The 26612-nt window shown below is 70.6% G+C and carries 23 protein-coding genes; 18 read left to right on the forward strand and 5 right to left on the reverse strand.

From position 1 onward, the window contains the following. Nucleotides 1-27: 27 nt before the first annotated feature. Nucleotides 28-3141: a BTAD domain-containing putative transcriptional regulator gene (locus AB0K15_RS01000; RefSeq protein WP_364043879.1), complete on the reverse strand. Its 3114-nt coding sequence runs from the start codon at nt 3139-3141 to the stop codon at nt 28-30. 132 nt (nt 3142-3273) lie between these two features. Between AB0K15_RS01000 and AB0K15_RS01005 the strand changes: the two genes are divergently transcribed. Genes AB0K15_RS01005 through AB0K15_RS01035 form a run of 7 tightly spaced genes read left to right on the forward strand, consistent with a single transcriptional unit; the run spans nt 3274 to nt 9220 of the window. After that, complete coding sequence (locus tag AB0K15_RS01005) at nt 3274-4419, forward strand: DegT/DnrJ/EryC1/StrS family aminotransferase (protein ID WP_364043882.1); 1146 nt, start codon at nt 3274-3276, stop codon at nt 4417-4419. 54 nt (nt 4420-4473) lie between these two features. Further along, the gene (locus tag AB0K15_RS01010) at nt 4474-5403 is read left to right on the forward strand and encodes an NAD-dependent epimerase/dehydratase family protein (protein ID WP_364043885.1); all 930 of its coding nucleotides are present in this window, start codon (nt 4474-4476) and stop codon (nt 5401-5403) included. 32 nt (nt 5404-5435) lie between these two features. After that, nucleotides 5436-6632, forward strand: coding sequence for a glycosyltransferase family 4 protein (locus AB0K15_RS01015; RefSeq protein ID WP_364043889.1), 1197 nt, complete (start codon nt 5436-5438; stop codon nt 6630-6632). Next, nucleotides 6619-7233: an acyltransferase gene (locus AB0K15_RS01020; RefSeq protein WP_364043892.1), complete on the forward strand. Its 615-nt coding sequence runs from the start codon at nt 6619-6621 to the stop codon at nt 7231-7233. The genes AB0K15_RS01015 and AB0K15_RS01020 overlap by 14 nt, the downstream gene beginning before the upstream one ends. A gap of 33 nt (nt 7234-7266) precedes the next feature. After that, on the forward strand, nt 7267-7881 hold the full coding sequence (locus AB0K15_RS01025; RefSeq protein ID WP_364043895.1) for a Uma2 family endonuclease: 615 nt from the start codon (nt 7267-7269) through the stop codon (nt 7879-7881). 59 nt (nt 7882-7940) lie between these two features. Next, nucleotides 7941-8450 carry a SigE family RNA polymerase sigma factor gene (locus AB0K15_RS01030; RefSeq protein ID WP_220245596.1) on the forward strand — a complete coding sequence of 170 codons (510 nt, stop codon included), beginning with the start codon at nt 7941-7943 and terminating at the stop codon, nt 8448-8450. After that, a complete protein-coding gene (locus tag AB0K15_RS01035) occupies nt 8447-9220 on the forward strand; it encodes a hypothetical protein (RefSeq protein ID WP_364043898.1) in 774 nt (257 codons plus the stop codon). Before AB0K15_RS01030 ends, AB0K15_RS01035 begins: the two co-directional genes overlap by 4 nt. Here the strand turns inward: AB0K15_RS01035 and AB0K15_RS01040 are convergent, their stop codons facing one another. Then, nucleotides 9221-10177: a Gfo/Idh/MocA family oxidoreductase gene (locus AB0K15_RS01040; RefSeq protein ID WP_364043901.1), complete on the reverse strand. Its 957-nt coding sequence runs from the start codon at nt 10175-10177 to the stop codon at nt 9221-9223. It abuts the gene before it with no gap. Beyond that, nucleotides 10174-11280 (reverse strand): DegT/DnrJ/EryC1/StrS family aminotransferase, encoded by a 1107-nt coding sequence (locus AB0K15_RS01045; RefSeq protein WP_364043904.1) that lies wholly within the window; start codon nt 11278-11280, stop codon nt 10174-10176. The genes AB0K15_RS01040 and AB0K15_RS01045 overlap by 4 nt, the downstream gene beginning before the upstream one ends. Nucleotides 11281-11480: 200 nt before the next feature. Between AB0K15_RS01045 and AB0K15_RS01050 the strand changes: the two genes are divergently transcribed. From AB0K15_RS01050 to AB0K15_RS01080, 7 genes are read left to right on the forward strand one after another with little or no spacing between them, the layout of a single operon-like run. Further along, on the forward strand, nt 11481-12212 hold the full coding sequence (locus tag AB0K15_RS01050) for a UDP-N-acetylglucosamine acyltransferase (RefSeq protein ID WP_364043907.1): 732 nt from the start codon (nt 11481-11483) through the stop codon (nt 12210-12212). A 13-nt stretch (nt 12213-12225) separates the two neighbouring features. Then, the gene (locus AB0K15_RS01055; RefSeq protein ID WP_364043910.1) at nt 12226-12495 is read left to right on the forward strand and encodes an acyl carrier protein; all 270 of its coding nucleotides are present in this window, start codon (nt 12226-12228) and stop codon (nt 12493-12495) included. Next, nucleotides 12488-13219, forward strand: a complete 732-nt coding sequence (locus AB0K15_RS01060; protein ID WP_364043913.1) for a glucose 1-dehydrogenase — start codon at nt 12488-12490, stop codon at nt 13217-13219. Before AB0K15_RS01055 ends, AB0K15_RS01060 begins: the two co-directional genes overlap by 8 nt. Continuing rightward, the gene (locus tag AB0K15_RS01065; protein ID WP_364043916.1) at nt 13216-14625 is read left to right on the forward strand and encodes an AMP-binding protein; all 1410 of its coding nucleotides are present in this window, start codon (nt 13216-13218) and stop codon (nt 14623-14625) included. The genes AB0K15_RS01060 and AB0K15_RS01065 overlap by 4 nt, the downstream gene beginning before the upstream one ends. After that, nucleotides 14622-15674 carry an acyl-protein synthetase gene (locus tag AB0K15_RS01070; RefSeq protein ID WP_364043919.1) on the forward strand — a complete coding sequence of 351 codons (1053 nt, stop codon included), beginning with the start codon at nt 14622-14624 and terminating at the stop codon, nt 15672-15674. Before AB0K15_RS01065 ends, AB0K15_RS01070 begins: the two co-directional genes overlap by 4 nt. Continuing rightward, a complete protein-coding gene (locus AB0K15_RS01075; protein ID WP_364043922.1) occupies nt 15671-16915 on the forward strand; it encodes an acyl-CoA reductase in 1245 nt (414 codons plus the stop codon). The genes AB0K15_RS01070 and AB0K15_RS01075 overlap by 4 nt, the downstream gene beginning before the upstream one ends. Before the next feature lie 40 nt (nt 16916-16955). After that, nucleotides 16956-17948: a lysylphosphatidylglycerol synthase transmembrane domain-containing protein gene (locus AB0K15_RS01080; protein ID WP_364043925.1), complete on the forward strand. Its 993-nt coding sequence runs from the start codon at nt 16956-16958 to the stop codon at nt 17946-17948. Nucleotides 17949-17970: 22 nt separating this feature from the next. Here the strand turns inward: AB0K15_RS01080 and AB0K15_RS01085 are convergent, their stop codons facing one another. Then, a complete protein-coding gene (locus AB0K15_RS01085; protein WP_364043928.1) occupies nt 17971-19902 on the reverse strand; it encodes a DUF6541 family protein in 1932 nt (643 codons plus the stop codon). 292 nt (nt 19903-20194) lie between these two features. On the opposite strand from AB0K15_RS01085, the gene AB0K15_RS01090 reads away from it, so the two are divergent. From AB0K15_RS01090 to AB0K15_RS01100, 3 genes are all read left to right on the forward strand, one after another. Then, entirely contained in the window at nt 20195-21733 is a 1539-nt protein-coding gene (locus AB0K15_RS01090; RefSeq protein WP_364045329.1) for a hypothetical protein, read from the forward strand. Further along, the gene (locus AB0K15_RS01095; RefSeq protein ID WP_364043931.1) at nt 21730-23100 is read left to right on the forward strand and encodes a hypothetical protein; all 1371 of its coding nucleotides are present in this window, start codon (nt 21730-21732) and stop codon (nt 23098-23100) included. Before AB0K15_RS01090 ends, AB0K15_RS01095 begins: the two co-directional genes overlap by 4 nt. Before the next feature lie 65 nt (nt 23101-23165). Beyond that, nucleotides 23166-23906, forward strand: coding sequence for a lysophospholipid acyltransferase family protein (locus AB0K15_RS01100; RefSeq protein ID WP_364043934.1), 741 nt, complete (start codon nt 23166-23168; stop codon nt 23904-23906). Between the two features lie 843 nt (nt 23907-24749). Here the strand turns inward: AB0K15_RS01100 and AB0K15_RS01105 are convergent. Further along, the gene (locus AB0K15_RS01105) at nt 24750-25535 is read right to left on the reverse strand and encodes an HAD family hydrolase (protein WP_364045331.1); all 786 of its coding nucleotides are present in this window, start codon (nt 25533-25535) and stop codon (nt 24750-24752) included. 93 nt (nt 25536-25628) lie between these two features. Between AB0K15_RS01105 and AB0K15_RS01110 the strand changes: the two genes are divergently transcribed. Beyond that, the gene (locus AB0K15_RS01110; protein ID WP_364043937.1) at nt 25629-26516 is read left to right on the forward strand and encodes an LLM class flavin-dependent oxidoreductase; all 888 of its coding nucleotides are present in this window, start codon (nt 25629-25631) and stop codon (nt 26514-26516) included. Nucleotides 26517-26612: the final 96 nt, after the last annotated feature.

A 26612-nucleotide genomic window follows, 5' to 3' on the forward strand; every position in this document is an offset into this window, starting at 1 on the left:
CGGCTGACAGTGCGGGTCAGCGACGGTCTACGGAGCGATCCCCGCCGCCGTCAGGGCCTTCTGCACCGTCAGCTCCCGCCCACTGGCGTAGTACCCGTCGTAGCCCGGGCCCAGCAGGGCGCGGGCGCGGTCGGCCACTTCGGCGACGTCCGGCTGGCCCGCGACCTCCGTGCCGCGCGCGGCGACGGCGGCGCCGAGCAGCATGGCGGCTTCCTCGGCGTGGTCCTCCAGCAGTGCGGCGCCCGCGACGCACTCCAGGGCCGAGGCCAGCACGGTTCTGTCCTGCCACTGGTGCGCCGCCGCCACGGCTTCGCGCATGAGCGCGCGGGCTTCCGAAGCGTGGCCGGCGGCGACGGAAACCCAGCCCAGCGCGATCGTCGCCGCCCCGCGGACCGCGGCGACCGAGAAGGATCCGCTGGTGCACTCCGCCAACGCGCGTTCGGCCAGTGAACGCGCCCCCGCCAGGTCCCCGTCCCGGCGCGCCAACGCCGCCAGTCCGACGTAACCGGAAGCGCGCGTCTCCGGCATCCCCGAGCGACGGGCCAGCGCGATCACCTTCGAATAGTCCTCGCGCGCGCCCGCGACGTCGCCGCGGAGGGCGCGGCTGTCGGCGCGGCGGCAGAGCAGGTCGGCGTAGTCGTCGGCCGCACCGAGTTGCTGCATGAGGTCCATGGACTCGGTCATCGCGGCCATGGCCTCGTCCCTGCGGCCGCGCCACGTGAGCAGCTGCGACAGGTGGTCGAGCGACATCGACAGGCCCCAGCGCTCGCCGAGGGCGCGATAGCGGGACTCGCCTTCGCGCAGCTTCTTCTCGGCCTCGTCGAGGTCGCCGGTGAGCATCGCGCGCAGGCCCGTGCCCATGGGGACGAGCGCGCTGCTCCACGGGTCGCTGCCGGCCATGATGGTGCTGCGGGTGAAGAGCGTCGCCTCGTCGGCGGGCGGGCCGATCACCACGCCCAGCAGCAGGCTCAGTGTCGGATGCCTTGGCGCCCAAGATATGTCTTGCGCGTAATGCTCCACTGTGGACTGGTACGGCAGCGTCGCGTCGTGGCCCGGGGCGCCGGACATCGCATTGAGCACGCACATCAGGAACTGCTCCTCGTACCCCTCGGGAGCAACCGGGCCGCAGCGTTTCACGACTTCCAGCGACAGCATCGCGCCCTCGTAGCGCCGGCCGCGCATCCACCAGTACGTGGCCAGCGCGGCCGTCAGCCGCAACGCCGTGGGCAGGTCCGCGTCCGTCGACCAGCGCAGCGCGGCGACGAGGTTGTCGTACTCGGCGTCGAGCCGGTCGAGCCACCGAAGCTGGTCGGCGGTGCGCAGCAACGGGTCAGCTTCCTCGGCCAGCTGAAGGAAGGCCGAAGCGTGCGCGGCCTCGAACCGCGCCGTTTCGCCCGCGCCCGCGAGCTTCTCGGCGCAGAACGCGCGGATCGTCTCCAGCATGCGGTAGCGGTCGCCCGTGGTCTCGACCAGCGACTTGTCCGCCAGACCCGGCAACAGGTCGACGGTGTCCGGCACCTCGCACACCTGCTCGGCGAGACCCAGCGTCGCCCCGCCGGAGAACACCGTGAGCCGCCGCGCGAGCCGGCGTTCGTCGTCGTCCAGCAGCTCCCAGCTCCACTCCACGACACCGCGCAGCGACCGGTGCCGCGTCTCCGCCGTGCGGCTGCCGCGCGCGAGCAGGTGGAACCGGTTGTCCAGCCGGGCGGCGATCTCGCCGACGGGCAGCGTGCGCACGCGCGCCGCCGCCAGCTCCAGCGCGAGCGGCAGGCCGTCGAGCGCGGCGCAGATGTGCTGGACGTCGCCGATCGTGTCGTCGTCCACGCGGAACGCCGGGTCGCTCGCGGCCGCGCGGTCGGCGAACAACCGCACGGCCGGGAACCCCAGTGCCTCGGCCGCGGGCGTGCCCGGCGGCGGCACCGCGAGCCGCGGCACGGGCGCGAGCTGCTCACCAGTGATGCCCAGCGGCTCCCGGCTCGTCGCGAGCACGCGCAGGCCGGGACACGCGGGCAGCAGGCGCGCGAGCAGCCGCGCGGCCGCGTCGACCACGTGCTCGCAGTTGTCCAGCACCAGCAACGTCGATTGGTCGCGCAACGCCGACACCAGCCGTTCGACCGGGTCCTGCACGCCCGAACCCCGCAGCGGCGAAGCGCCTTCGCGCAGCCCCAACGCGCTGAGCACGGCCTGCCCGACGTCGTCGGCGACGTGCGGCGCCAGCTCCACGAACGCCGCCGGCGCGGCATGAGCCGACGCGACCTCCACGGCCAGCCGCGTCTTGCCCGTGCCGCCGGGACCCAGCAACGTCACCAGCCGCGCGTGCCGCAGCAGCTCACCGACCTGCCGCAGCTCGCCGTCTCGGCCGACGAAGCTGGTCAGCTGCGCGGGCAACGGCGCAGACGCGGTGGCCGGTTCACTCCGCAGTGCCGCCAGGTGCGCCTCGGCCAGCTCGGGCCCGGGGTCGGCGCCCAGCTCGTCGGCCAGCGTGCGCCGCGCGTCCTCGAAGGCGGCCAGCGCCTCGGCCGAGCGGCCCGCCGCGTGCAGCGCGCGCACGAGCTGGGTGCGCGACCGTTCGCGCAGGGGCGCGGCGACGACGGCCGCCCGCAGCTCGTCGAGCACCTCCGCCGCGCGACCGAGCGTGATCTCGGCGTCGACGCGATCTCCGGCCACGTCGGCACGCAGTTCTTCGAGACGGGTCGCCTGCGTCGCCGCGAAGGGCGCTTCGGTCACGTCGGCGAACGCCGGTCCGCGCCACAACGCCAGCGCTTCACCGAGCAGGTCGCTCGCGCGCGTGGCGTCGGCCGCCGCGAGCTCGCGCCGCCCGTCGCCGGCCAGACGCTCGAAGCGGTGCACGTCGACCTCGTCGGGCTCCACCACGAGCCGGTAACCGGCGCCCGTGAACTCCACCGGCGCCACGGTTTTCAACGCGCTGCGCAGCCGCGACACCTGTGACTGCAGCGCGTTGGCCGCACCGTCCGGCGGCTCCTCGCCGTACAGGCCGTCGATCAGCCGCTCCGCCGGCACGAACCGGCCCGCCTCCAGCGCGAGCTGCGCCAGCAGCGCCCGCACCCGGGGACCCCCGACGGCAACGGGCTCACCCGCCGCGTCCCACGCCGTGACCGCCCCCAGAACCCCGATCCGCATGCGGCAAGACTAGGCGCTCCGCGCGCCCGTTACCGGCAGCTTTCGTCCCCACGCCCGGCTCGGCGGAGTGCCTATCTACACTTCGGAGCGAGCTTGCGCAACGTCTCGTGGCGTGAGGAACAAGGAGTGGGGATGTCTGGACAACCGGCCGACCGACCGGTGCTGCTCGGGAAGCCGACGGTCGGCGAGGAGGAGCTGGCGGCGGTCGCCGAGGTGTTCCGCTCGGGCTGGCTCGCCGGCGCCGGTCCCGCGTGCCGCCGCTTCGAGGAGCGGTTCGCGCAGGCCACGGGCACCACGCACGCCCTGACCACCAGCAGCTGCGGCGCCGCGCTGTTCCTCGGCCTCAAGGTGCTGGGTGTGCAGCCGGGCGACGAGGTCATCGTCGGCGACTACACGTTCCCCGCCACCGGCCACGCCGTGCTGCAGGCCGGCGCGAAACCCGTGTTCGCCGACATCCGGCCCGACACCTTCAGCGCCGACCCGGCCGCCATCGAAGCCCTGGTCACGCCGCGCACGGTCGGCATCCTCGCCGTGGACGTGGCCGGTCTGCCCGGTGACTTCGACGAGTACCGAGCCATCGCCGACCAGCACGGCCTGTGGCTGTTCGAGGACGCCGCCTGCTCGGCCGGCGCCACCTACAAGACGCGCCCGGCCGGCAGCCTCGCCGACCTCGCCGCGTTCTCCTTCCACGGCCGCAAGGGCATCACCGCGGGCGAGGGCGGCGCGCTCGTCTCGAACCGCGAAGACCTCATCTCCCACGCGCGCAAGATGCACACCTACGGCATCGAGCCGGCCATCAGCCGCGAGGGCTCGGGCACGCTGCCGATCCCCGAGTTCCACGAGCTGGGCTGGAACTTCCGCCTGTCGGACATCCAGGCCGCCATCATGGGCGTGCAGCTCGACCGGCTGCCCGACCTGCTCGCCGCCCGTCGCGCGGTCGCCAAGCGCTACCACGAGGCGTTCGCGGATGTCGATGCGCTGACCGCGCCGGCCGAGCTGCCCGACCGCGAGCACCCGTGGCAGGCCTACCTGCTCACCGTCGCACCCGAGGTCAGCCGTGACGCGCTGGCGCTGCGCATCCGCGAGCAGGGCGTGCAGTGCAACTTCGGGACGTACGCTTCTCACCTGCAGCCGGTGTACGGCGAGCAGCAGGCACTGCCCGTCTCGGCTGACGCGTTCCGCCGGCAGCTGGCGATCCCGATGCACGCGGAGCTGACCGAAGCCGAGGTGGACCGCGTGGTGACGACCGTGCGCGAAGCCGTCAACGCCGTCAGCTGAAGTCCGAAGACCGTGACCGCCGAAGACACCGCCGACCGAGGAGAGACCGCGACCATGTCCGAGAAGAAGGTGTTCTTCACCGGCGGCGGTGGGTTCATCGCCGCGCACGTCATCCCGCTGCTGCTGGACGGCGGGTACACCGTCCGCGTCTTCGACAACATGACCCGCGGCGACCGGGCTCGCGTGAACGACTTCGTGGCCACCGGCAAGGTCGAACTGGTCGAGAAGGACGTGCGCTACGGCGGCGCCGTGCGCGAGGCCATCCGCGGCTGCTCGCACGTGATCCACTTCGCCACGGTCTCCATCAACAAGTCGATCGCCGACCCGCACGAGTCGATCGACATCAACATGACCGGCAACCACAACGTGTTCGCCGCGGCCGCCGACGAGGGTGTCGAGCGCCTGGTGTTCGCGTCCACCGCTTCGGTCTACGGCGAGCCGAAGCGCCTGCCGATGCACGAGGACGACGAGCTGCGCCCGCTCACGCCGTACTGCATCTCCAAGCGCGCCGGCGAGGACCTGCTGGGCTTTTACGAGCGCACCAAGGGCCTGTCCTGGAACGCGCTGCGCTTCTTCAACGTGTACGGCCCGGGCCAGAAGATCGAGGCCTACTACACGTCGGTGATCAACCACTTCATCCAGCGCCTGCGCGCCGGCCAGCCGCCGATCATCGACGGCCGCGGCGACCAGTCGATGGACTTCGTGCACGTGTCGGACCTGGCCCGCTCGGTCGTGGCCGCGCTGGAGTCGGAGCAGTCGAACAAGCCGATCAACATCGGTACCGGGGTGGACACGTCGATCGCCACGCTCGCGAAGATCCTCATCGAAGCCGTCGGCGTCGACGTGCAGCCGCAGTTCAACGAGCGCGACGTGCTGGTGTCGCGCCGGGCCGCGGACATCACGCGGGCGCGCGAGATGCTCGGCTGGGAGCCGACCATCTCCGTCGAAGAGGGCATGCGGGCACTGGTCAGGGACGCCGGGTGAATGCCACCGCGGGCCCAGCCCAAGGACGTGCGATGCGCATCGCGGTGGTGAACAACTTCTTCCCGCCCCGTGTGGGCGGCAGCGCCCACATGTCGGCGTCGCTCGCGGGTGAGTACGCGGCGGCCGGCCACGAGGTCCTGGCGATCACGGCGGCCTACGGCGACGCGCCGGCCGACGAGCAGCGCGACGGCTACCGCATCGTGCGGCTGCCCGCGGCGAAGATGCCGCAGCTCGGCCTGTCGATCGACTTCGACATGAGCTTCGCGTCGCTCAAGCCGGGCAACTGGCGGCGGCTGTGGCGGCTGCTGGACGAGTTCAAGCCCGACGCGGTGCACCTGCACGGCCAGTTCTTCGACCTGTCGTGGCTGGCCGGCTTCTACGCGCGGCGCCACAAGCTTCCCGTGCTGCTGACCATCCACACGCTCCTGATCAGCGAGAACAGGCTGTACTCGCGCGTGTTCCGGATACTCGACGCGGTGCTGGTCAAGCCGGTGCTGAAGTACATCCGCCCGCGCTACGTCATCCTCGACAAGCTCGGCGTGGACTACTGCGTCGAGCGCTACGGCACGAGCGACGCGAACTCCGAGTACTTCCCGATCGCCGTGGACACCGGACACTTCGAGAAGCCGGTGACCAAGGACGTGCGCGCGGAGCTCGAGCTGGGCGACGCACCGCTGATCGTGTCGCTCGGCCACGTGATCCCGCTGCGCAACCGGCTGCCGCTGATCGAATCGCTGCCCGCGATCCTCGAGCGGCACCCGGGCGTGCGCGTGGTGATCGTCGGGCGCGTCTACCACGACGCGTTCCTCAAGCGCGCCGAAGAGCTCGGCGTGGCCGAAGCCCTGGTCGTGACGGGCGCGGTGCCGAAGGAGGACGTGCCGGCGTACTTCGCGGCCGCCGACATCGTGACCCACGACCTCAACGGCGGCTGCGGCACCGCCTCGCTCGAGGCGATGCTGTCCGGCACGGCCACCATCGCGTCGGTCACGGAGGACAACTACCCGGGCATCGAGCTGCGCAACGGCGAGAACATCCTGCTGGTGCGCCCCGACGACGCCGCGGCGGTGCAGGAGACCGTGCTGTCGCTGCTCGACGACCCGGAGCTGCGCGAGCGGGTCGCGCAGCGGGAAAGCGCCATGGTCCGGGCCAATTTCGGCCTCGACGTGGTGGCCGAGGAACACCTGCGCGTGTTCACGAAAATGGTGGCGGACGACGATGTTCTTCGATGACGACCGCAGCAACCGCCTGCGGCCGATGATCCTTAACGACCTCGTTGCGCAGTACCTGAACGACGCCGAGCGGGCGGCGTTCTACGGACTGCCTTCGACGTGCCGCGTGCGCGAGCGCGTGAAGATCATCAGTCCCGAGAACCTCACCATGGGCGAGCACTGCTGGATCGGCGAAGGCGCGGCCCTCGACGCGAGCGGCGGGCTGGAGATCGGCGAGCACACCAGCATCGGCCTCAACACGCTCATCTTCACGCACTCGAGCTGGCTCGCGAACATGACGCTGCAGAACCACTCCGGCAGCGACCTCATCGAGCGCAAACCCGTGAAGATCGGCAAGGGCTGCTTCATCGGCGGCCTGGTCGTCATCATGGCCGGCGTGACGATCGGCGACTTCGCCACCGTGCAGCCCAACTCGGTGGTGGCCAAGGACGTTCCGCCGCGCACCCTGGTCGCCGGCAACCCCGCACGCGTCTTCCAGCGCTACGACGAGGAGTACATCCAGTCCGAAGTGGAACGGGTGCGCGCGGAGAACGCCCGCCGCCGCGGCCTATCGGACGACGCCTCCGGCTGGGGCTCCCCGGCGGGCGACTTCAGCGGGTAGCCTTGAGGTGACCGGTGAACGCGGACGGTAGTCTTGATCACTGTTCCGGTCACTGAAAGTGAAGGAGCTTCCACGAGCACCCTCGAGTGGCCTCACCACCTCCTGACCCTCGACGACTGGGCGGAACTTCCGGAGACCTCGGAGTTCCACGTCGAAGTCGTCGAAGGGGTTCTCGCTGTATCGCCGCGCCCGTTCTTTTTCCACCGACGTTCGATTGCGCGGATCACGTACGTGCTCGACGAGCAGCTCGCTCCAGGCTTCAGCGCGGGTAACGAAGTGGAACTGCTGCTCAACGAGGTTCCGCCCACCGTGCGCGTGCCGGACGTGCCGGTCACTTCAGCTTCCGTGGCCGACCAAAACCCGGCGCGAGTGCGTGCCGAAGATGCCCTCTTGGTCGTCGAGATCCTGTCCGAGGGCACCAAGCGCACCGACCAGGTCACCAAGCACTTCGAGTACGCCGACGCCGGCATCGAGCACTACTGGATCATCGATCTCGACGCACCCGTCAGCATGATCACCTATCGTCTTGTCGACGGCGACTACGAGAACTTCGGCGAGCACTCCGGCAAAGTCGAGCTCGACGTCGCGGGTATGCCCGTCGTGCTGGACCTGGACGCGCTCATCGCGGGTCGCGTGCAAAAGCCCTAGCGGCGGCAACCTGACGTGCACCCAGCCGTCCCGTAGACGTGGAGATCGGGGGTACGCGGGTGGCGCGCAGTGACGACGAGTTCGTCGAGTTCGTGCAGGCCTCGTCCAACCGGCTCACGCACGCGGCGTACCTGCTGACCGGCGACCGTCACCAGGCCGAGGACGCTGCCCAGACCGCCTTCACCCGCACCTACGCCGCCTGGTCGCGCGTGCGCCGCAAGGACGCCTACGCGTACGCCCGGACGGTCCTGGTCAACCACGTGATCGACGGCTGGCGCCGCCCGTTGCGTGAGTACGCGTCCGAGGAAGTGCCCGAGCGGCCGACGAGCCAGGACGTCGCGCAGGCCGTGACGCAGCGCGAGTGGCTGACGTCCGCGCTGGCGCGGCTGACGGGCCGCGAGCGGGCCGTGGTGGTGCTCAGGCACTTCTTCGACCTGCCGGAACAGGCGGTCGCCGATGAACTGGGCGTGTCGGTGGGTACCGTCAAGAGCACGAACTCGCGGGCGCTCGCGAAGCTGCGGGTGGACGCCGGGCCGGAAGATGTGCTGATCGGAGGGAGCGGGCGGTGACTGACCTCGACAAGCTGCGCTCCGCGTTGCGCGAACAGCCCGACCAGCCGTTCGCCGCGCCCGACCTGGACCGCATCATCAGCGACGGCCGGCGCATCCGGCGCCGCCGGAGGATCGCGACGGGCGCGGGAGCGGCCGCCGCGGTGGCCGCCGTCGTCGGGATCGTGTTCGGCGCCGTCGCCCTGCGTACGCCGGCCGAGCCGACGCAGGTGCCCGTCGCCGCGCCGCCGGCCCCTGTGACCAGCGGTCCGCTCGCGTCGGACGGCGTCCTGCCGACCACCTCGCCACCGCCGATGTCGGCGATCGACCAGCCGCCGACGTCGGCGACCCAACCCTACGGCGACGTCATCCACACCGGCATCAAGACCGCCGGCGGCGAGGTCGTCCTCTACGCGACCAAGATCGACGACAACGCGGCCCTGCCCGACGTCCACTTCGGCATCATGGCCGCGATCCAGACCAAGAGCGGTTACCTGTCGCTCTACGCGAGCAACGAGATCCGCGGAGCCGACCGCTCGTTCGGCTTCCACGCCACCGCGGGCGGCATCGAGGCCGCCGGCACCTGGGTCCCCGTGTACGGCTACTTCTCCGGCCCGGCCGCGAAGATCGTCAGCACCGTGCACGGCAAGCCCGTGCAGGCGCAGACGGCGTTGTGGAGCGTCGACCACCGCGTGGTCGTGTTCTGGTTCGACCAGCGCGAAGTGCCCGACCCCGCCGTACTGACCCCGCTGGTCGCGTACGGCAAGGACGGCACCCGCCTCACCAAGTGATCAGGCCGCGGCCTGCGTGAGCACCTGCGCCACCACGTGGTGCGACGGCAGGATGAGGTCGCGCTCCACGTCGGCGTCGATCTTGCCTTCGAGCAGGTCGAGGAACCGGTCCAGCTGCGTCGCCAGCGGCTCGCGCGCGGTGACCAGCTCCGGGATCTCGATCACGGTCTGCTGCCGGTAGCCGAGGCCGTCCGGCGTCACGGAATCGTGCGAAACGTGGCGGTAGATCGTCACGTCGCGGCGCAGCAGGTCGATCTCGATCAGCCGGTCCAGTTCGGACACGACCAGCGACCGCACCTTCTTCTGCCCCAGTCGCGAAGCCGACACCGTGGCCAGGCCGGTCGGGAACGACAGCACCGTCTCGATGGTGTCCTCCGCGCCTTCCACCGACGACGGGTGGAAGTACCCGGCACCCGAGGTGACGCGGGACGGCGTGGCGCCGCCGAAGAACTGGATCGCCAGGTCGACGTCGTGCACCAGCAGGTCCCACGCGACGCCGGTCTTGATGCGCGGCGCGTACGGGCCGTGGCGGCGCGCCATGAAGTGCACCGGCTCGTTGACGAGCGCCCGCGCCGTCATCACGGCCGGGTTGTAGCGCTCGAGCAGGCCGCACATCAGCGGCACGTCCTTCTGCTCCGAGAGCGTCACGATCTCCTGCGACAGCTCGAAGCTGTTGCACACGGGCTTTTCGACGAGCATCGGCTTGCCCTGGCCGAGGATCTCCTGCGCGAGGTCGTAGTGCACCTCGGTGGCCGACGCGAGCACCACGGCGTCCACATCGGACAGTGAGCCGAGCTCGGGCGTCCACTGCGTCTCGTAGCGCTCGGCGACGACGCGGCCGGCTTCCTCGCGCGGGTCGATCACGCGGACGAGGTCCGCGCGCTCGTTGGCCGCCAGCACACGGGCGTGCAGCGAACCCATGTTGCCCGTGCCGATCAGGGCGATGCGGTGGGTCATGCGCCGAGCACCTCGCGAACCGTTTCGATGATCTTGTCGAGCTGTTCGTCGGTCAGGTGCGGGTGCACCGGCAGCGAAAGCGCCTGCGCCGCGACGGCCGAGGCCACCGGGAAGTCGGTCACGTCGGCGCCCGGGATCAGCGGGTGGCCGCGGTAGCAGTCGTAGTCGAACACGATCTTGGGGTAGTAGATCCCGTTGCCGATGCCGCGCTCGGTGAGCGCGGCGGCCAGCTCGTCGCGCGAGAGCATCGCGTGCGGGCCCACAAGCACCGTGTACTGGTGCCACACGTGCTCACGGCCGGGCAGTACCTGCGGGATGTCGAGGCCCGGCGTGCCCGCCAGCCCTTCGGAGAGGCGCTTCGCGTTGGCCTGGCGGGCCGCGGTGAGCTGGTCGAGCTTCTCCAGCTGCGGGATGCCGACGGCCGCGTGCAGGTCCGTCATCCGGTAGTTGTGACCGGCCATCTCGTACTGGTAGCGGGCGCGCATGCCCTGGTTGCGCAGCACGCGCAGCTTGTCGGCCAGCACGTCGTCGTCGGTGGTGATCACGCCGCCTTCGGCGGTGGTCACGTTCTTCGTCGCGTACAGCGAGAAGCAGCCGATGCCGTACGAGCCGGCGGCGCGGCCCTCGAACGACGCGCCGACCGCCTGGGCCGAGTCCTCGATGATCCGCAGCTCGCGCTCGGCGGCGAGCGGGGCGAGCTTGCCCATGTCCGCCGTCTGGCCGTACAGGTGCACCGGCATCAGGACCTTGGTGCGGTCGGTGATGGCCGCGCCGACGGCGTCCGGGTCGATCGCGAAGTCGTCGCGCCGGATGTCGGCGAACCGCACGGTGGCGCCGGCCTCGAGGATGGCGTTCAGGGTCGCGACGAACGTGAACGGCGAGGTGATCACCTCGCCACCCGGTGCCAGGTCCAGCGCCTGCAGTGAGGCGACCAACGCGGTGGTGCCGTTGTTCACGGCGATGGCGTGCTTCGTGCCCGCGACGTGCGCGAAGGCGTCCTCGAAGCGCTTGACCATCGGCCCCTGTGCGATGGCGCCGGATCGCAGCACCTCGACGACGAGGTCTTCCGCGTCACGGACGTCGACCACGGTAATGGGGATCATCGGCAGTCTCTCTCGGCAGGCGATTTCGATGCGTCCGGTACAGTGCAGTGCGCTCAGGCCGCGAGGCCGGAGAGCCGCCGGTTCTGCGCCCGGCCGCCCTGCGTGAACGCGGGCCACACGTTACCGGGCGCCGCCGCCTGCCCCAGACCCCAGGCCGCTCGGACCCGACAGCGGCTTACGAAACGGAACGGATCACCAGCGTGGCCAACCGGATCCACCCCACCGCAGTCATCGGCGAAGGCGTCGAGCTCGGCGACGACAACGTCATCGGACCGTACACGGTGATCGTCGGCCCGACCAGGATCGGCGACGACAACTGGATCGGCCCGCACGTGACCATCGGCACGCCGGGCGAGGACCGCGGCCGGCAACACCCCGCCGGCTGGGACACCGCGCCGACCGGCGACGCGGACGCCGACGGCCACGGCGTGGTGATCGGCAGCCGCAACCGCATCCGCGAGTACGCGACCGTCCACCAGGGCACCTGGCGCACCACCACGCTCGGCAGCGACGGTTACTACCTGCGCGGCTCCCACATCGCTCACGACTGCCTGGTCGGCTCCGGCGTCACCGTCGCGTCCAACGTGATCACCGGCGGGCACTGCCACATCTGGGACGGCGCCAACCTGGGCATGGGCGCGATCCTGCACCAGAAGGTCGTGGTCGGCCCCGGGGCGATGGTCGGCATGGCCTCCGCCGTACGGCGCGAGGTGGGCGCGTTCACGATCGCCGTGGGCAACCCGGCGCGCGTCACCGGCGTGAACGTCGTGGGCCTGTCCCGCCGCGGCCTGGACGAGGCCACGATCGAGGCCCTGGGTCCGTGGCTCAAGGGCAAGGTGGGTCTCCCGGAGGATGGGCTGGTCGACCGCCTGCCCGGCGACCTCTCTACCTTGGTCAAGGCGTGGGACGCCCGCCCGCGCGACGAGCATTGAGTGCAATGGAGAAATGACTGTGTCTGACGCTCAGGCCGCGAGGCCGGTCGCCCCCAAGCTGCGCGAGGTCTTCGTAGAGGCGCTCGACCTCGACGGCGACGTGGACGTCGAGAACCTGAAGTACCGCGACATCGAGGCGTGGGACTCGGTCGGCCACATGGCGCTGGTCGCGGCGATCGAGGACGAGTTCGACGTCGAGTTCGACACCGACCAGGTCATCGACATGTCGAGCTTCAAGGTTGCCGTGGACATGGTGACCGAGCTGAAGTCGAAGAATGACTGATCTCACCGGACGCGTCGCGCTGGTGACCGGCGGTACGCGCGGGATCGGCCTGGCCACCGCGCGCGCCCTGGTCGAGGCCGGCGCCACGGTGGTACTGACCGGCCGCGACGAGGCCCGCGCGAAGGAAGCCGCGGAAGCCTCGGGTGCCGCGGCCGGCCTCGCGCTCGACGTCACCGACGCCAAGGCCGTGTCGACGGTCGTCCGCGGGGTCGCGAAGGAGCACGGCAGGCTCGATGTCGTGGTCGCCAACGCCGGGATCATGGAGGACGCGCTCCTCGGCATGATCCGCGAGGACCTGGTCGACACCACGCTGGCCACCAACGTCGCCGGCACGCTGCACACCGTGCAGGCCGCGGCGCGGGCGATGATGCGCAAGAAGACCGGCGCGATCGTGGTGCTCGCCTCGGTGGTGGGCCAGTACGGAAGCGCAGGTCAGACGGTGTACGCGGCGTCGAAGGCGGCGGTGGCCAACATCGCGCGCTCGGCCGCGAAGGAGCTCGGCCGTTCGGGCATCCGCGTGAACGCGGTGGCACCCGGCGTGATCGAGACAGACCTCACCTCGGGCCTGTCCGAGGACGCGAAGGCGGACAACGTCGCGAAGACGCCGCTGGGCCGGCTCGGGACCGCCGAGGACGTGGCGAAGGCGATCCGGTTCCTGGTGAGCGACGACGCCGCGTTCATCACCGGACAGGTGCTGGGGATCGACGGAGGCTTGGTGCTGTGACGCTGTGGGGTGCGGGTGCCCGGCTGGTCGACGCGGCCGGGGGCCGCACGCTGGCGGGCGACGAGCTGGACGCGGAGGTCGCGCGCGTCGCGGCCGCGCTCGGCGAGCTGCCGGAGGGCGTGCTGTTCGCGCGGATGTCGGTCGACCTGGCGAGTGTGCTGCGGTACCTCGGCGCCGTCGAGGCTCACCGCGCGGTGGCGCTGATCGACCCGGCGCTCGACGCCGACGTGCTCGCGGGCCTGATCACGCGGTTCCGGCCCGCCGCCGTGCTGGCCGCGCCGGACGCCCCCGCGCCCGAGGGCTACACGGCGTCCGGAGAGAACTGGGTGCGCGAGTCGGCCGACGGCGTGAAGCCGCACCCCGACCTCGCCGTGCTGCTGCCGACCAGCGGCTCGACCGGCAACCCCAAGCTCGTTCGCCTGTCGCGCAACGGTTTGCTCGCCAACGCCGAGGCGATCGCCGAAGTGCTGAAGGTCGACGCCGACGAGATCGCCCCCACCTGCCTGCCGTTGCACTACAGCTACGGCCTTTCGGTGCTGAATTCGCACCTCGTGCGCGGCGCGACCGTGGTGATCGAAGCGTCCGGCGTGCTCGGCCGCGGATTCTGGGACGCGGTGACCGAGTACGGCATCACGTCGCTGTCCGGCGTGCCGTACCACTACGAAATGTTGCGGCGCCTCAAGTTCGACCCCGCGAAGTACCCGACGTTGCGCACGCTCACGCAGGCCGGGGGCAAGCTGCGCGACGAGCTCGTGGTCGAGTTCAACGACAAGATGCGCGCGGTCGGCGGCCGGATGTACGTGATGTACGGCCAGACCGAGGCCTCGCCACGCATGACCACCGTCCCCGCCGAGCGTCTCGCCGACAAGATCGGCTCCGCCGGCCCCGCGCTGCCCGGCGGCGCGTTCTCCGTCCGCCGCGACGACGGGGTCGAGACCACGCACCCCAAGATCGTCGGTGAGGTCGTCTACCGTGGACCCAACGTGATGATGGGCTACGCCGACGACGAGGTCGGCTTGGCCGCGGGCGACGAGTGCGGCGGGCTGCTCGCCACCGGTGACCTCGGGTACCTCGACGAAGAGGGGTACCTGTTCATCACCGGGCGGCTCAAGCGCATCGGCAAGGTGTTCGGCAACCGCGTGAGCCTCGACGACCTGGAGCAGGCCGTGCGCCAGGCCGCGGTGGGCATCGACGTGGTGGCCGCCGTGCCGGCGGGCGACAAGGTCGTGCTGTTCGCCGAGCTGCCCGAGGGCGACGGCGCCAAGGCGATCTGCAAGGACGCGTCGCGCGCGTTGTCGGAGCGGCTGCACCTTCACACCAGCGGGTTCGACGTGCGGCCGATCGACACGGTGCCGCTGCTGGCCAGCGGAAAGATCGACTACCGGTCGTTGGAAGGACGGGTATGAGTGTGTTCACGCGCTCGCAGGCCGAGCGGGAGGCGCAGCTGCTTCCCGAGCTCGCGGAGCTGACCGCGCACCACCGCGCGAGCTCCGAGGGCTACGACCGGATCCTGACGTCGCTCGGAATCGCGCCGAACGCGCCGTTCACCACGATCGCGGACCTGCCGTGGCTGCCGGTGCGCATGTTCAAGACCCACGACCTCAAGTCCATTCCCGACGCCGAGGTGTTCAAGACGCTCACGTCTTCGGGCACGACCGGCGCCGGCGCGTCGCGCATCTACCTGGACAAGGACGCGGCGGGTGCGCAGACCAAGCAGCTCGGCGCGACGCTGCAGGAAGTCCTCGGCGGCGAGCGGCTGCCGATGCTGATGGTCGACACCATCGGCATCATCAAGAACCGCCGCTCGTTCTCCGCGCGTGGCGCCGGCGTGCTGGGCATGGCCAACTTCGGGCGCAAGCACACCTACGTGCTCGACGAGAACGACAAGCCCGACGTCGAGGCCGTGAAGAAGTTCCTCGCCGAGTACGGGGACAAGCCGTTCCTGATCTTCGGGTTCACGTTCATGGTGTGGCTCTACCTGTACGAGGTGGCGCGCGACCACGGGCTCGATCTCTCCAACGGCATCCTCATCCACTCCGGTGGCTGGAAGAAGCTGATCGACCGCGCCGTGGACAACACCGAGTTCCGCCGTCGGTTCAAAGAGGACACCGGCCTCACGCGGATCCACAACTACTACGGGATGATCGAGCAGATCGGCACCGTGTTCCTCGAAGGACCGTCGGGGAATTCGCTGTACTGCCCGGATTTCGCCGACGTCGTGATCCGCGACCCGGAGACGTGGCAGGAGCAGCCGGTGGGCAAGCCGGGCGTGATCGAGGTCGTCTCGACGCTGCCGCGGTCGTATCCGGGGCACGTGCTGCTGACCGAGGATCTCGGGGTCTGCAACGGCATCGACGACGGTGACTGGCCCGGCAAGCACTTCTCCGTGCTGGGGCGGCTGCCGAAGGCCGAGGCGCGCGGGTGTTCGGACACGTTCTCGGGAGCTGCCGCATGACTTCGCTGGAGCAGCGGTTCCCGATCGCGGAGCCGGTCGAGGTCGGTGCGCTGCTGGACGAGGTGCGTGCCGAGCCGCCGGGTGGCCGCCTGACCGTCGGCGACCCGCGGGTGGTCGAGTTCGTCACGAAGTTCGCGCGCAAGCTGCTGGCGCCCGCGCTGGCCCGCCGGTTCCCGGAGCTGGCCTCGCTGGGTTTCTTCCTGCGCAAGGGAGAGCTGGCGAAAGCACTGTCCACTTTGGAAACCGCGGGCGACTCGCTGCGGTTCCCGCGCGGGCTGGTGTTCCACGTGCCGCCCGCCAACGTCGACACGATCTTCGTGTACTCGTGGGCCCTTTCGGCGCTCGCGGGCAACACCAACGTGGTGCGTGTGTCGTCGCGGTCGGCCGGTGCGGCCGAGGCCGTGCTGGAAGCCCTGAACGCGGCACTCGACGACGTCTCCCCGGAGTCGGCCGCGATCATCCGCGCGACCCAGCGCATGGTCACCTACGACCGCAGCGACGAGGTCAGCGGCGCGTTGTCGCTGGCCGCCGACCTGCGCGTGATCTGGGGTGGTGACGGTTCCGTCGCCGCGCTGCGCAAGTACCCGCTGGCGCCGCACGCGCGTGACCTGACGTTCCCGGACCGCTCGTCGTTCGCCGTCGCGTCGGTGCGCGGCTGGCAGGAGGCCACGCCGGAGCAGCGGCGGGGCGCGGCCGAGGGCTTCTACAACGACTCGTACTGGTTCGACCAGGCCGCGTGCTCGTCGCCGCGGGCGGTGTTCTGGGTCGGCGACGCGGCCGGCGCGAAGGTCGCGGGCGAGGAGTTCCGGGCGCTGCTGGCGTCGGTGCTCGAGGCCAAGCAGCACGTGACCGAGCCGGCGATGGCCGTGCAGAAGCGCGTGTCGGCCTACGGCGCGGCCGTCGACGGGCTCGTGTCGGCGATCTCGTTCGACGGCAATTCGCTCGCGACGCTGGAGCTCACCGACGCCACCGTGATGCCGCGCGAGTGGCTCGGCGCGGGCACTTTCGCCAACGCGCATCTCGCCTCGTTGGGTGAACTCGTGCCGCTGGTTCTGCGCAAGGACCAGACCGTGGCCCAGTTCGGATTTTCCCGCGACGAGCTGGTGGAGTTCGTGACGGAGCTGGCCGGGCGCGGGGTCGATCGGGTGGTGCCGTTCGGTTCTGCCTTGACGTTCGCGGGCGTCTGGGACGGTTACGATCTGCTTGCCGAGTTCAGCCGTCTGGTCACGGTGCAGGCCTGACCAGCGGTGATTCTGTGCCGTGTGGTGAGGAGACTGGTCAGTGACGACCGTTCGAACGCCTGAGGAGGATTCTCCGGCTCCTTCGAGGCCGGAGAAGGCGGCGAGGTCGACCAAGGCCAAGATCCTCGACGCCGTGCGGTGGCTCGCGATCGTGCTCGTGGTGGCCTTCGCGGCCAAGGCGCTCACCGACAACTGGACCGAGTTCTGGCACACGCTGTCCGATGTGGCCTGGCAGTCGTCGGTGCTCAGCCTCGTCGCGCTGGTCCTCGCGATCATGGTGTCGACCTGGGGCTGGCAGGTCCTGGTGGACGACCTCGGCAAACCCATCGGCTACATCCGCGGCGCGCAGATCTGCCTCGTCGGCTCGCTCGGCAAGTACGTGCCGGGTTCCGTGTGGGCGTACCTGCTGCAGATGGAGCTCGGGCGCAAAGCCGGACTCGCCCGCGCCCGCATTTTCACCGGCTCGCTGATCCAGCTGGGCGTCGGCGTCGTGTCCGCGCTGGTCGTGTCCCTGCTGGCCGCGCCGGCGGTGTTCAGCAACAGCCCGCGTGCGATGTGGCTGTTCGTGCTGATCCCGGTCGGTTTGGCGCTGCTTCACCCGCGCGTGCTGACGTGGGGCACCTCGCTGGTGCTTCGCCTGCTCCGCCGCCCGCCCCTCGAACAGCCCCTGACCTGGCGCGTGGTCGTCAAGACCTTCGGCGCGTCGACCCTCGCGTGGGTCCTGCAGGGCGTCCACCTGTGGCTCCTGGCCAACTCCGTCGGCGCGCCGGGCTTCAACGGTTTCGTGCTCTGCGTCGGCGCCATGGCCGTCGCGATGACCGTCGGCACCTTCGCCTTCATCCTGCCCAGCGGCATCGGCGTCCGCGAGGTGGCCCAGATCGCCGTCCTCACGGCCAGCGGCCTCACGGTCGGCCAGGCCACCGCCTTCGCCGTGGCCTCGCGAGTCATGTTCACCGTCGCGGACCTCCTCACGGCGGGCTTCGCCGCGGGCGCCGCGTGGGCCACGAACCGCCACCCGGTCGCGGCTGCCTGACACGTCTGAAAAACCCGCCGGTTCAGCCCTTCAACCGGTAAATCACCGCGTCCGAGTTCCGGTACACCTGCTCCAAGAACGGCAATCCGGCCAGACCCACCAGCCCCGGCGACACGTACGGCGGGTTCGGCGGCGCCATCGGCCGGCCCAGGATCACCCAGTGGATGTTCAGCCGCTTCACCTCCGCACGCACGACCGGGTCCGTCGCGTAGTTCTTGAAGTGCCAGGCCAGGTACAGGGCGTCGGTCGGGGGGTCGGTGCCGTCGTCGTGGGCGGCGACGGTGCGGACGCCCGTGAGGGCATACGTCCAGACCGTGCCGTCGAAGCGGTCGTTCATCGCCCACTGGCCGGGGGCCGCGAGGCGGCCGAGCTGGACCATCGCGGCTTCCTCGTCGGGCGTGATGGTCTGGTCGTGCGGGTTGGCGGAGCGGTAGCCAGGGGCGAGGCGGTCGCCGTTGGTGGTCGCGTACAGGCCTTTCGTCACGCCCACGAAGCCCAGCAGCACCAGCACCGCCAGGATCACCGACGGCACGCGCGGCGGCAGGTGTTCGCCGAGCCACTGCTGCAGCGACGCCACACCGTGGCCGGCGATGAACGACAGCGGCACGATCGCCATCGAGATGAACCGGTACGGGTCGTCCCACCACGGCCGCGAAAACGCCATCACCAGCGGCGAGTTCGACGACGAGACCGCGGCGTACGCGAGACCGGTGATCAGCGCCGTGACGCCGATCCACCGCAGGTCGCCGAGCCGCCGGAAGAAGATGAAGCCCAGCAGCAACGCGGCGGAAAGCCACAGCTGCGGGTGCGGTTCCCAGTGCTGGAAGCCCAGCAACGCGCCGATCGCGTTGGTCGCGCGGCCCTCGCTCGGCCAGCCCAGGTACGGCAGGCTGCCGTTGGCCAGCCCGAGCGCGCCGAACAGCTGCAGCCAGGCCACCAGCACCGAGACCACCGCGATCGGCAGCAGCGCGAGCAGGTCGTGGCCGAAGCGGTGCCAGCGCCGGCCCGGGGAGAACCAGCGTTGCAGCAGCAACGGCCCGGCGAACAGGATCGCGCCGAACAGCGTCGACGAGTGGATGCACAGCAGCCCCACCGCGGCCGCGACCAGCAGGAACCCGGTGTCGGGCGCCACGCGCTCCAGGTAGCGCCGCAGCACCACGGCCGCCAGCGGCGTCAAAGCCAGCCCCAGCAGGAACGGGTACAGCGGCCCGCGGCTCATCGACTCGTAGGTGCTCATCACCGGCGCCGCGGACGCGAGCGCCACCGCGCCGGCCAGCACCGCGCGCCCGCGGAACTCGCGCACCAGCACGACCAGCGACAGCGCCAGCAGGCCGGGCAGCACCACGGTGTTCACGTCGAGCGTCAGCGGGATCGAGGTCGAGCCGGTCAGCGAGTACTGGATCGCGGCGAGCAGGTGGTACGCGTTGGGGTAGAAGGGCGGGTGGGCGTCGCCGTACCAGTTGAGCGTGCCCATGCCGAACAGGCTGCCGTCGCCCGTGGTGGCGATGTAGCGCACGCCGTTGGCCGCGTACGGCGCGTCGCCGCCCTGCGCGATCGCGCCGAGGTGGCCCATGCCGCGCACGGCGGCGTAGAACCCGAGCCCGGTCGCCAGCAGCAGGCACACGAGCACGCCCCACTGCCCGCGCGCGGACCACACCCGCGGTTCCGCCGCCGGCGGCCACCGCCGCACCGTCAGCCGGCTCAGTCCGAACGCGACGGCCACGAAAACCACAGTGGTCACGCAGAACGTCAGCGTGGTGAACGGCAGCCCCATCGCCGCCGTCCACGGACCCGCGAGGCCGCCGATCGCGTAGCTCAACAGCGGAGTGAGCCCTGCGAGCACCCAGCCGCGCAGGCCCGCCGCGAGGCCGGTCAGCACGCCGGGCAGGCCGAGCACGAGCAGCAGGACGGCGAGACTCGCCACATCGGACAGCAGCGTGGGTTCGCTCGGCAACAGACTTCCTCGGCTGTGACGGATCCGCTCGGTACCCCCGGGTGGCGGAGCGGAATCGGAGCCACAGATTAGCGGGCTCGATATACACCCGAACGGCTTATGTCCGGGAAGCGTAGTGAAGCGATTGACTGGACACTGTGAAGTGAGGGCCGGAACCGTTCGAGAACGCTGCGTATTTCGGCCAATCGCTCACCCGAAAGCGAGGTTTCGTCGCGGGGATTCACCGTTACCGCAGGTGACAACGGGGTGGCGGCCGGTGGGGACCGGCCGGGGGCTGGAGGCAGGGGGTCGCGTGGTCTACGCGGTCGTGGGGGGCTGGCTGGTGCTGGGCGCGCTCGTCGTCCTGACCTGGAGCCGGATCGCCACCGACGCCGGGTGGCGGGCGTTCGTGGTGGTGCTCGTGCTCGCGTTTTCGCTGGTGCACCAGCTGTTGTTCGCCACCGTGACCGAAGACGCGCTCGTCACCTTCCGTTATGCGCAGAACATCGCCGACGGCAACGGGCCCGTGTTCAATCCTGGTGACCGGAACGAGGGTTACGCGAATTTTCTGTGGCTCGTGGTGATCGCGTTGCCGCGCGCGGCATTCGGCGCGGATATCTCGACTTCGGCCGTTGTGCTGGGTGTTGTCGCGGCGTTGGGGTGCGTTCTCCTCGCGTACTTCCTCACCAATCGCATCGTGCGTCTCGCACTTCCGGAAGGCGCGGAGCCCCAGCCCGCGATCGGGGTCGCGGCCGCCGTGCTGACGGCCGGCGCGAGCGGCCTCGCCGTGTACGGGCCGTCGGGCACCGAGCTGCCGATGTTCGTGCTGCTGGTGCTGGCCGTGGCCTACGCGCTGGTCGCGCGCCGGTCCGTGGTGGCGGGTGTGCTCGTCGCGGGGGCGGTGATGACGCGGCCGGAAGGACTGGTGCTCGCCGTCGTCGCGGGGGTGTGGCTCGCGCTCGCCGCCGCGCGCGGCCGCCACAACTGGTGGACGCCGGCCGGGTACGTGCTGGGCGCGCTGGTGTTCCTCGTGCCCTGGACGGCTTGGCGCGTCACGTACTACCACCACTTCCTGCCCGATTCCGCCGTGCGCGTGCTCGGCCCCGACTGGCGCTACCTCGCTGATTTTTCCTTGGCGCACCTGGGTTTCCTGATGCTCGCCGTCGCCGCCGTGGTGGGGTTGCTCGCCCTGCGCACTCCCGAACGCGCGGCCGAATCGCGCTCGGCGCTGTGGCTGCTGTTCGCGTTGGCCTTGTGCTTCACGGGTTTCGTGGTCGCGCTCGACGGTGACACCGGCCCGTCGTGGCGGCTGCTCGTGCCCGTGCCGCCGCTGCTGGCCGTGGCTGCGGTGGGCGCGTACGGCGTGCTGACGGCCGCGAACCCGTCGCCGAAGCCGCGCACGGTGTCGCGGCTGGTGCCGGTCGTCGCGGCCGTGCTGACGGGGTTCGCGGTGCTCGTTTCGGTGGTGAGCCCGGACGTGCTCAAGAGCGTGCGCGCGTGGCACACGGACAGCGCGCAGCTCGCGGAGGTCGGCGACTGGCTGGCGTCGTACCTGCCGCCGGGTTCCGTGGTGAGCGCCGCCGCCCCGGGCGCCATCGCCAGCCGCGCGGGCTCTCGGCTGCTGGTGGGCACCAACCTGATGCGCGCGACGGTGGCCGTGCCCGAGGAATCCGGTTACGCCAAGAGTCAGCACTGCGCCGATGACACCCGGGCCTGGTACCGCGTCGCGACGTTCCGCCGGATCGGCACGCCGTTCTGGATTTCCGTGTACCCGCGCGCCGACGAGGCCGGCCTGCTCATCGACTACCTCGATCGAGCACCGGACTTCCAGTACGTATCGTGCCCGGGATGACGGTGGTGCGCCGGTCCGCGGCCCTCGGGCTCGGGGTCTTCGGCGTGTCCCTGGCCGCGTTGCTGGTGCGCTTCCTCGTGCCGCGCCCCGTGTCCATGTCCGACAACGGCGACGGCTTCCGCGTCCTGTGCGGCGCCGGAATCAAGTGGATCAGCAAGCCGGAGAAGGACGTCCACCTGGTGTACGACGCCACTCCCGGCGGCTGCGACCCGACGTACCAGCTGAGCCAGAGCTGGCTCGCCCGGCTGGCGGTGGCGTTCGGCGCGCACCCGGAGCTGAGCCTGGTCGTGCTCGGGGTGATTTCCTCGGTTGTCGCCGCGGCGGCGGTGGCTCTGGTGGTGGTCGGGCTGCCGTACCGGCTGCGGGTGCGGGTGCTCGTCGCCGTCGGTTTGCTGCTGGTGGTGGCGGATTCGGCGTTCTTCGGTTATTTCTCGTCGACTTTGGGCGAGGGGACGGCGTTTCTCGGTCTGCTGCTGGCCGTCGGGGGCTTGCTGCTGATGGGACGGCGGTGGCTGTGGGCCGGTGCCGTGGTGACCGTCGTCGGCGGGTTGCTGGCGGTGAACGCCAAGGTGCAGACGTTGATGGTCCTGCCGTTGCTGATCATCGCGGTGCTGCTGGTGACGCGTTCCCGATGGCTGCCGGGGATTCTCGTGGTTTTCGCGCTGGCCGGCGGGACTTGGTGGGCTCAGGCGGCGGTTACCCCGGCCGTCGCGCCTGACGGCACCGCGTCCGCGCGTCCCGGCGATGACTCGCGCGAGATCAACATGGTGAACACGGTGTTCCTGAACATCATCGACGGCCACCACGACACCGCCGCGGATCTGGCGTCTCTCGGCCTGCCACCGTCGTTCGGGCAGTACGCGGCCAACGGCTGGTGGCACCCGCATCCGGTGACGTCGGATCCGCAGTACGCGCAGTACCGGGACCGCTTGAGCCGGCGCAACGTCGTGAAGTGGTTCGCCACCCACCCGGACCGCACCCTGGGCGTGCTGAACCGCGCGGCCGGCGACCTGCTCACGGCGCGGCCCCCGTACCTGGCCTCCTTCGACGCCTCGGCCGGTTTGCCACCGGCGGCGCAGGAGTACCGGGTGCCGCTGTGGTCGGGCCTGGCGGGGCTGCTGGCGCCCCTGGGGTTGTTCGCCCTCGTGCCCGTGTGGCTCCTCGTCGGCTGGCGCGCGTGGCGCCACCGGCGGGCCGCGCTGGGTGTGGCCCTCGCGCTCCTCCTGACGACTGCGGTGGGTCAGTTCGTCGTGGCCGCTCTGGGCGATGGGATCGAGAACGTGAAGCACCAGGTCGTCGCCTTGTTCTGCACACTGGTGGCGGTGGTGCTCGGCTGGTGCCCTGCCGAGGCGAAAGTTCCCGAATGACGGGTTTCGTGCCGACGATCACTTTGAGTAGCCGCCAAAAACCTACGGTCCCGTAGCCTCGCGGTATGGCTGACTTCGTGTACCCGCCCGTGCTGGTCGCCGCGCGGACGATGTTCCGGGTGCTGGACAACCGCATCCGCATCGAGGGCGCGGAACACGTGCCGGCGCGCGGCGGGGCGGTGATCGCGTGCACGCACGTCAGCTACCTGGACTTCATCTACTGCGGCCTGGGTGCGCGGCCGGCCAAGCGGCTGGTGCGGTTCATGGCCAAGCACGAGATCTTCGCGAACCGCGTGGCGGGACCGTTGATGCGGGGAATGCACCACATTCCCGTCGACCGCTCGGCCGGCCAGGCTTCCTACGACGAGGCCGTCGCCCGGCTGCGCGCGGGCGAGGTGGTGGGCGTGTTCCCGGAGGCGACGATCAGCCGTTCCTTCACGGTGAAGGACTTGAAGACGGGCGCCGTCCGGATGGCCGCGGAGGCCGGGGTGCCCATCGTGCCGATGGCGCTGTGGGGCACCCAGCGCCTGTGGACCAAGGGCCACCCGAGAAACCTGACGCGGCGCCACGTGCCCATCTCGATCCTGCTCGGCGCCCCGATGCGCCCTGCCACCGGCGACGACTGCGAGGCGGGGACCGCCGAACTCCGCTCCCGCCTGTCGCAACTCCTCGACCGCGCCCAGACGGACTACCCGGAATCCCCGACGCCCCCCGAACGCTGGTGGCTCCCCGCCCACCTCGGCGGCACTGCACCCACCCCGGAGGCCGCCGCAGCCCTGGACGCCCGCCCCGCCATTCGGGAGTGACTTGCCAGTCCGGTTGGCAAGTCGCCATCGCGATTGGCAAACCGTCGCCTTCAACGGCAACTTGCCACCTGGTCGGCAATCCGGACGCCTGGCATGTTGCCGCTAGAGCTGGAGGTTTGCCCAACGAACGGCAACCTTCCCTCTGTCTGGCACGCCTCACCAACCCGCTGCAACCTATTCGCGAAATGGCAAGCCACCGCCCTATTGGCATGGCCGGCAACCGCGCTCACGATCGGCAAGCTCGCCGCCTGACGGCAAGTCGCCATGGCGGTTGGTAAGCAGGTGGGCGTATTGGCAGGGCTGCAGCCGCTGGCCGCGGATGGTGACTTTGCCTTTTTGCCTGGCCGGTCGCCATGGTGATCGGCAAGCTCGCGGTCGGATGGCGAGTCGGCAGGGCGGTTGGCAAGTAGGTGGGCGTATTGGCAGGGCTGCAGCCGCTGGTCGCGGATGGCGGCCTTGCCTTTTCGCCTGGCCAGTCGCCATGGTGATCGGCAAGCTCGCGGCCTGGCGGCGAGTCGGCAGGGCGGTTGGCAAGCAGGTGGACTTATTGGCAGGGCCGCAGCCGCTGGTCGCGGACGCCGACCTTGCCATTTGGACTGGCAAGTCGCCATCGCGATCGGCAAGCGCTAGCGGCGCGAGGCAAGTCGCCGCTGAGGTGGCGAGCCAGGTCCCCAGTGGCAAGCCCCGTGCCGTGGCAAGTGCGCCGGTGAGCGGCAAGCCGTCCAGGGCGGTTGGCAAGTCAGATCATCAAGTGGCAAGCCCCGGTACGAAGTGGCAGGCCGCCGCACTGAATGGCAAGTCCCGAAGTCGCCGGCACGATGCCGACCCGACTGGCAAGGCCGTCTAAAACCACCGCTCCAGCACCTGCGCCACCCCATCCTCCGCGGCCGGCCCGGTCACCTCGTCCGCCACTTCCTGTACCGCGCGGTGACCGTTCGCCATCGCGACCCCGTGCCCGGCCCACTGCAGCATCTCCACGTCGTTCGGCATGTCACCGAAGGCGATCACCCGCTCGGCCGGCACCGAAAGCCGGTCAGCCACATCCGCCAAGCCCGTCGCCTTCGTGACCCCGTGCGCCGACAGCTCGATCAGCCCGCCGGACGACGAGTAGGTGATGTCCACCGCCCCGTCCAGCACGGCCCGCGCCGCTGCCGCCATCTCCTCCGATCCCAGGCCCCGGTGGCTGATCAGCAGCTTGATCGCCGAGTGCCCCAGCACCTCGGCGCGCGGGGCCGTGCGGCCCTCGCCGTCGCCCCACGGGTTGCGGTACTCGGGCTCGATCACGAAGCTCCGCGCATCGGTGCTGATCCGCTCCGCGGCCAGCCGGCACCCGGGCAGCGCCTTGTCCAGCGCCGAAGCGAGATCGTGCAGCAACGGCGGTTCCAAGGAACCGTGCACGGCCACCACGTCCGACGAAGCGATGTCCAGCAGCACCGCGCCGTTCGCGCACACCGCGTACCCCGTCAGCTCCAGCGGTCCCGCGATCGGCGGGATCCACCGCGGCGGCCGGCCGGTGCACAGGACGAACGGGACGCCGTCGGCGCGCACCCGCCGCACGACCTCGATGGTGCGGTCGGAAACGACCTCGGTGGGGCCGAGCAGGGTGCCGTCGACGTCGGACGCGATCAAGCGGGGTTTCTCCACGCGCCCATTGTCCCCGAACCGGGCACGGGCACCGCCCGTTCGAGCGAATGTCGGTGGTTGCCGATACCGTCCACCCTCGTGCGAGCAGGCATCGTGATCCTTCCGGAAGATCGTTGGTGGGCGGCCGAGCCCAAGTGGCGGGCCGCCGAGGAGTACGGCTTCGACCACGCGTGGACCTACGACCACCTGGGCTGGAGATCCCTGGTCGACGGCCCGTGGTTCTCCGCCGTGCCCACCCTCACGGCCGCCGCCATGGTCACGTCCACCATCCGGCTGGGCACGTTCGTCGCCTCGCCCGTGGCGCGCCACCCGGTGCCGTTCGCGCGCGAGCTGATCACCCTCGACGACGTGTCCGACGGCCGCTTCGTGCTGGGCGTCGGCGCGGGCGTGGACGCGAAGAACTACGACGTGCAGGTGCTCGGCGCGCCCGACTACACGCCGAAGCAGCGCGCGGACCGCTTCACGGAGTTCGTCGAATCGCTCGACGGCCTGCTGATGACCGACCGCTTCGACTTCGAAGGCGAGTACTACCAGGCCCACGGCGCCCGCAACCTCCCCGGCACAGTGCAGCGCCCGCGGCTGCCGTTCGTCGTCGCGGCCAACGGGCCGCGCACGATGACGCTGGCCGCCCGCTTCGGCGCCGGCTGGGCCACCACCGGCCGCGGCGGCGCGACCACCGACGAGTGGTGGCAGGGCATCGCCGAGCTCAGCCGCGTGTTCGACGAGCGCCTCGACGCCGCCGGCCGCGAGCGCGACTCCGTGCACCGCTACCTGAGCCTCGACGCGGCGCCCGTCTTCTCACTGAGCAGCGTCAACGCGTTCCGCGAAGCCGTCGACCGCTCGCGCGAGCTGGGCTTCACCGACGTCATCGCGCACTGGCCGCGTTCGAGCGGCCCGTACGAGGGCCACGAATCCGTGCTGGAGCAGGTCGTGGAGAACGTGCTGCCCACGCTCAAGGACAACTAGGCCGTTCAGGTGACTTCACCCCCGCCGGGAAACCGATTTCCCGACCCGGGCGTCAAGCAGGTGAGAAGAGGGGGAGACGGCCCTTCACCGGGCCGC

The sequence above is a fragment of the Amycolatopsis sp. NPDC049253 genome (assembly GCF_040678995.1).
GTDB lineage: Bacteria > Actinomycetota > Actinomycetes > Mycobacteriales > Pseudonocardiaceae > Amycolatopsis.

What these genes read in the sequence shown, in the direction of transcription:
- AB0K15_RS01000 (WP_364043879.1), bottom strand. Translation starts at nt 3,141, where the DNA reads ATGCGGATCGGGGTTCTGGGGGCGGTCACGGCGTGGGACGCGGCGGGT.
- AB0K15_RS01005 (WP_364043882.1), top strand. Translation starts at nt 3,274, where the DNA reads ATGTCTGGACAACCGGCCGACCGACCGGTGCTGCTCGGGAAGCCGACG.
- AB0K15_RS01010 (WP_364043885.1), top strand. Translation starts at nt 4,474, where the DNA reads ATGTCCGAGAAGAAGGTGTTCTTCACCGGCGGCGGTGGGTTCATCGCC.
- AB0K15_RS01015 (WP_364043889.1), top strand. Translation starts at nt 5,436, where the DNA reads ATGCGCATCGCGGTGGTGAACAACTTCTTCCCGCCCCGTGTGGGCGGC.
- AB0K15_RS01020 (WP_364043892.1), top strand. Translation starts at nt 6,619, where the DNA reads ATGTTCTTCGATGACGACCGCAGCAACCGCCTGCGGCCGATGATCCTT.
- AB0K15_RS01040 (WP_364043901.1), bottom strand. Translation starts at nt 10,177, where the DNA reads ATGACCCACCGCATCGCCCTGATCGGCACGGGCAACATGGGTTCGCTG.
- AB0K15_RS01045 (WP_364043904.1), bottom strand. Translation starts at nt 11,280, where the DNA reads ATGATCCCCATTACCGTGGTCGACGTCCGTGACGCGGAAGACCTCGTC.
- AB0K15_RS01055 (WP_364043910.1), top strand. Translation starts at nt 12,226, where the DNA reads ATGACTGTGTCTGACGCTCAGGCCGCGAGGCCGGTCGCCCCCAAGCTG.
- AB0K15_RS01060 (WP_364043913.1), top strand. Translation starts at nt 12,488, where the DNA reads ATGACTGATCTCACCGGACGCGTCGCGCTGGTGACCGGCGGTACGCGC.
- AB0K15_RS01070 (WP_364043919.1), top strand. Translation starts at nt 14,622, where the DNA reads ATGAGTGTGTTCACGCGCTCGCAGGCCGAGCGGGAGGCGCAGCTGCTT.
- AB0K15_RS01075 (WP_364043922.1), top strand. Translation starts at nt 15,671, where the DNA reads ATGACTTCGCTGGAGCAGCGGTTCCCGATCGCGGAGCCGGTCGAGGTC.
- AB0K15_RS01095 (WP_364043931.1), top strand. Translation starts at nt 21,730, where the DNA reads ATGACGGTGGTGCGCCGGTCCGCGGCCCTCGGGCTCGGGGTCTTCGGC.
- AB0K15_RS01100 (WP_364043934.1), top strand. Translation starts at nt 23,166, where the DNA reads ATGGCTGACTTCGTGTACCCGCCCGTGCTGGTCGCCGCGCGGACGATG.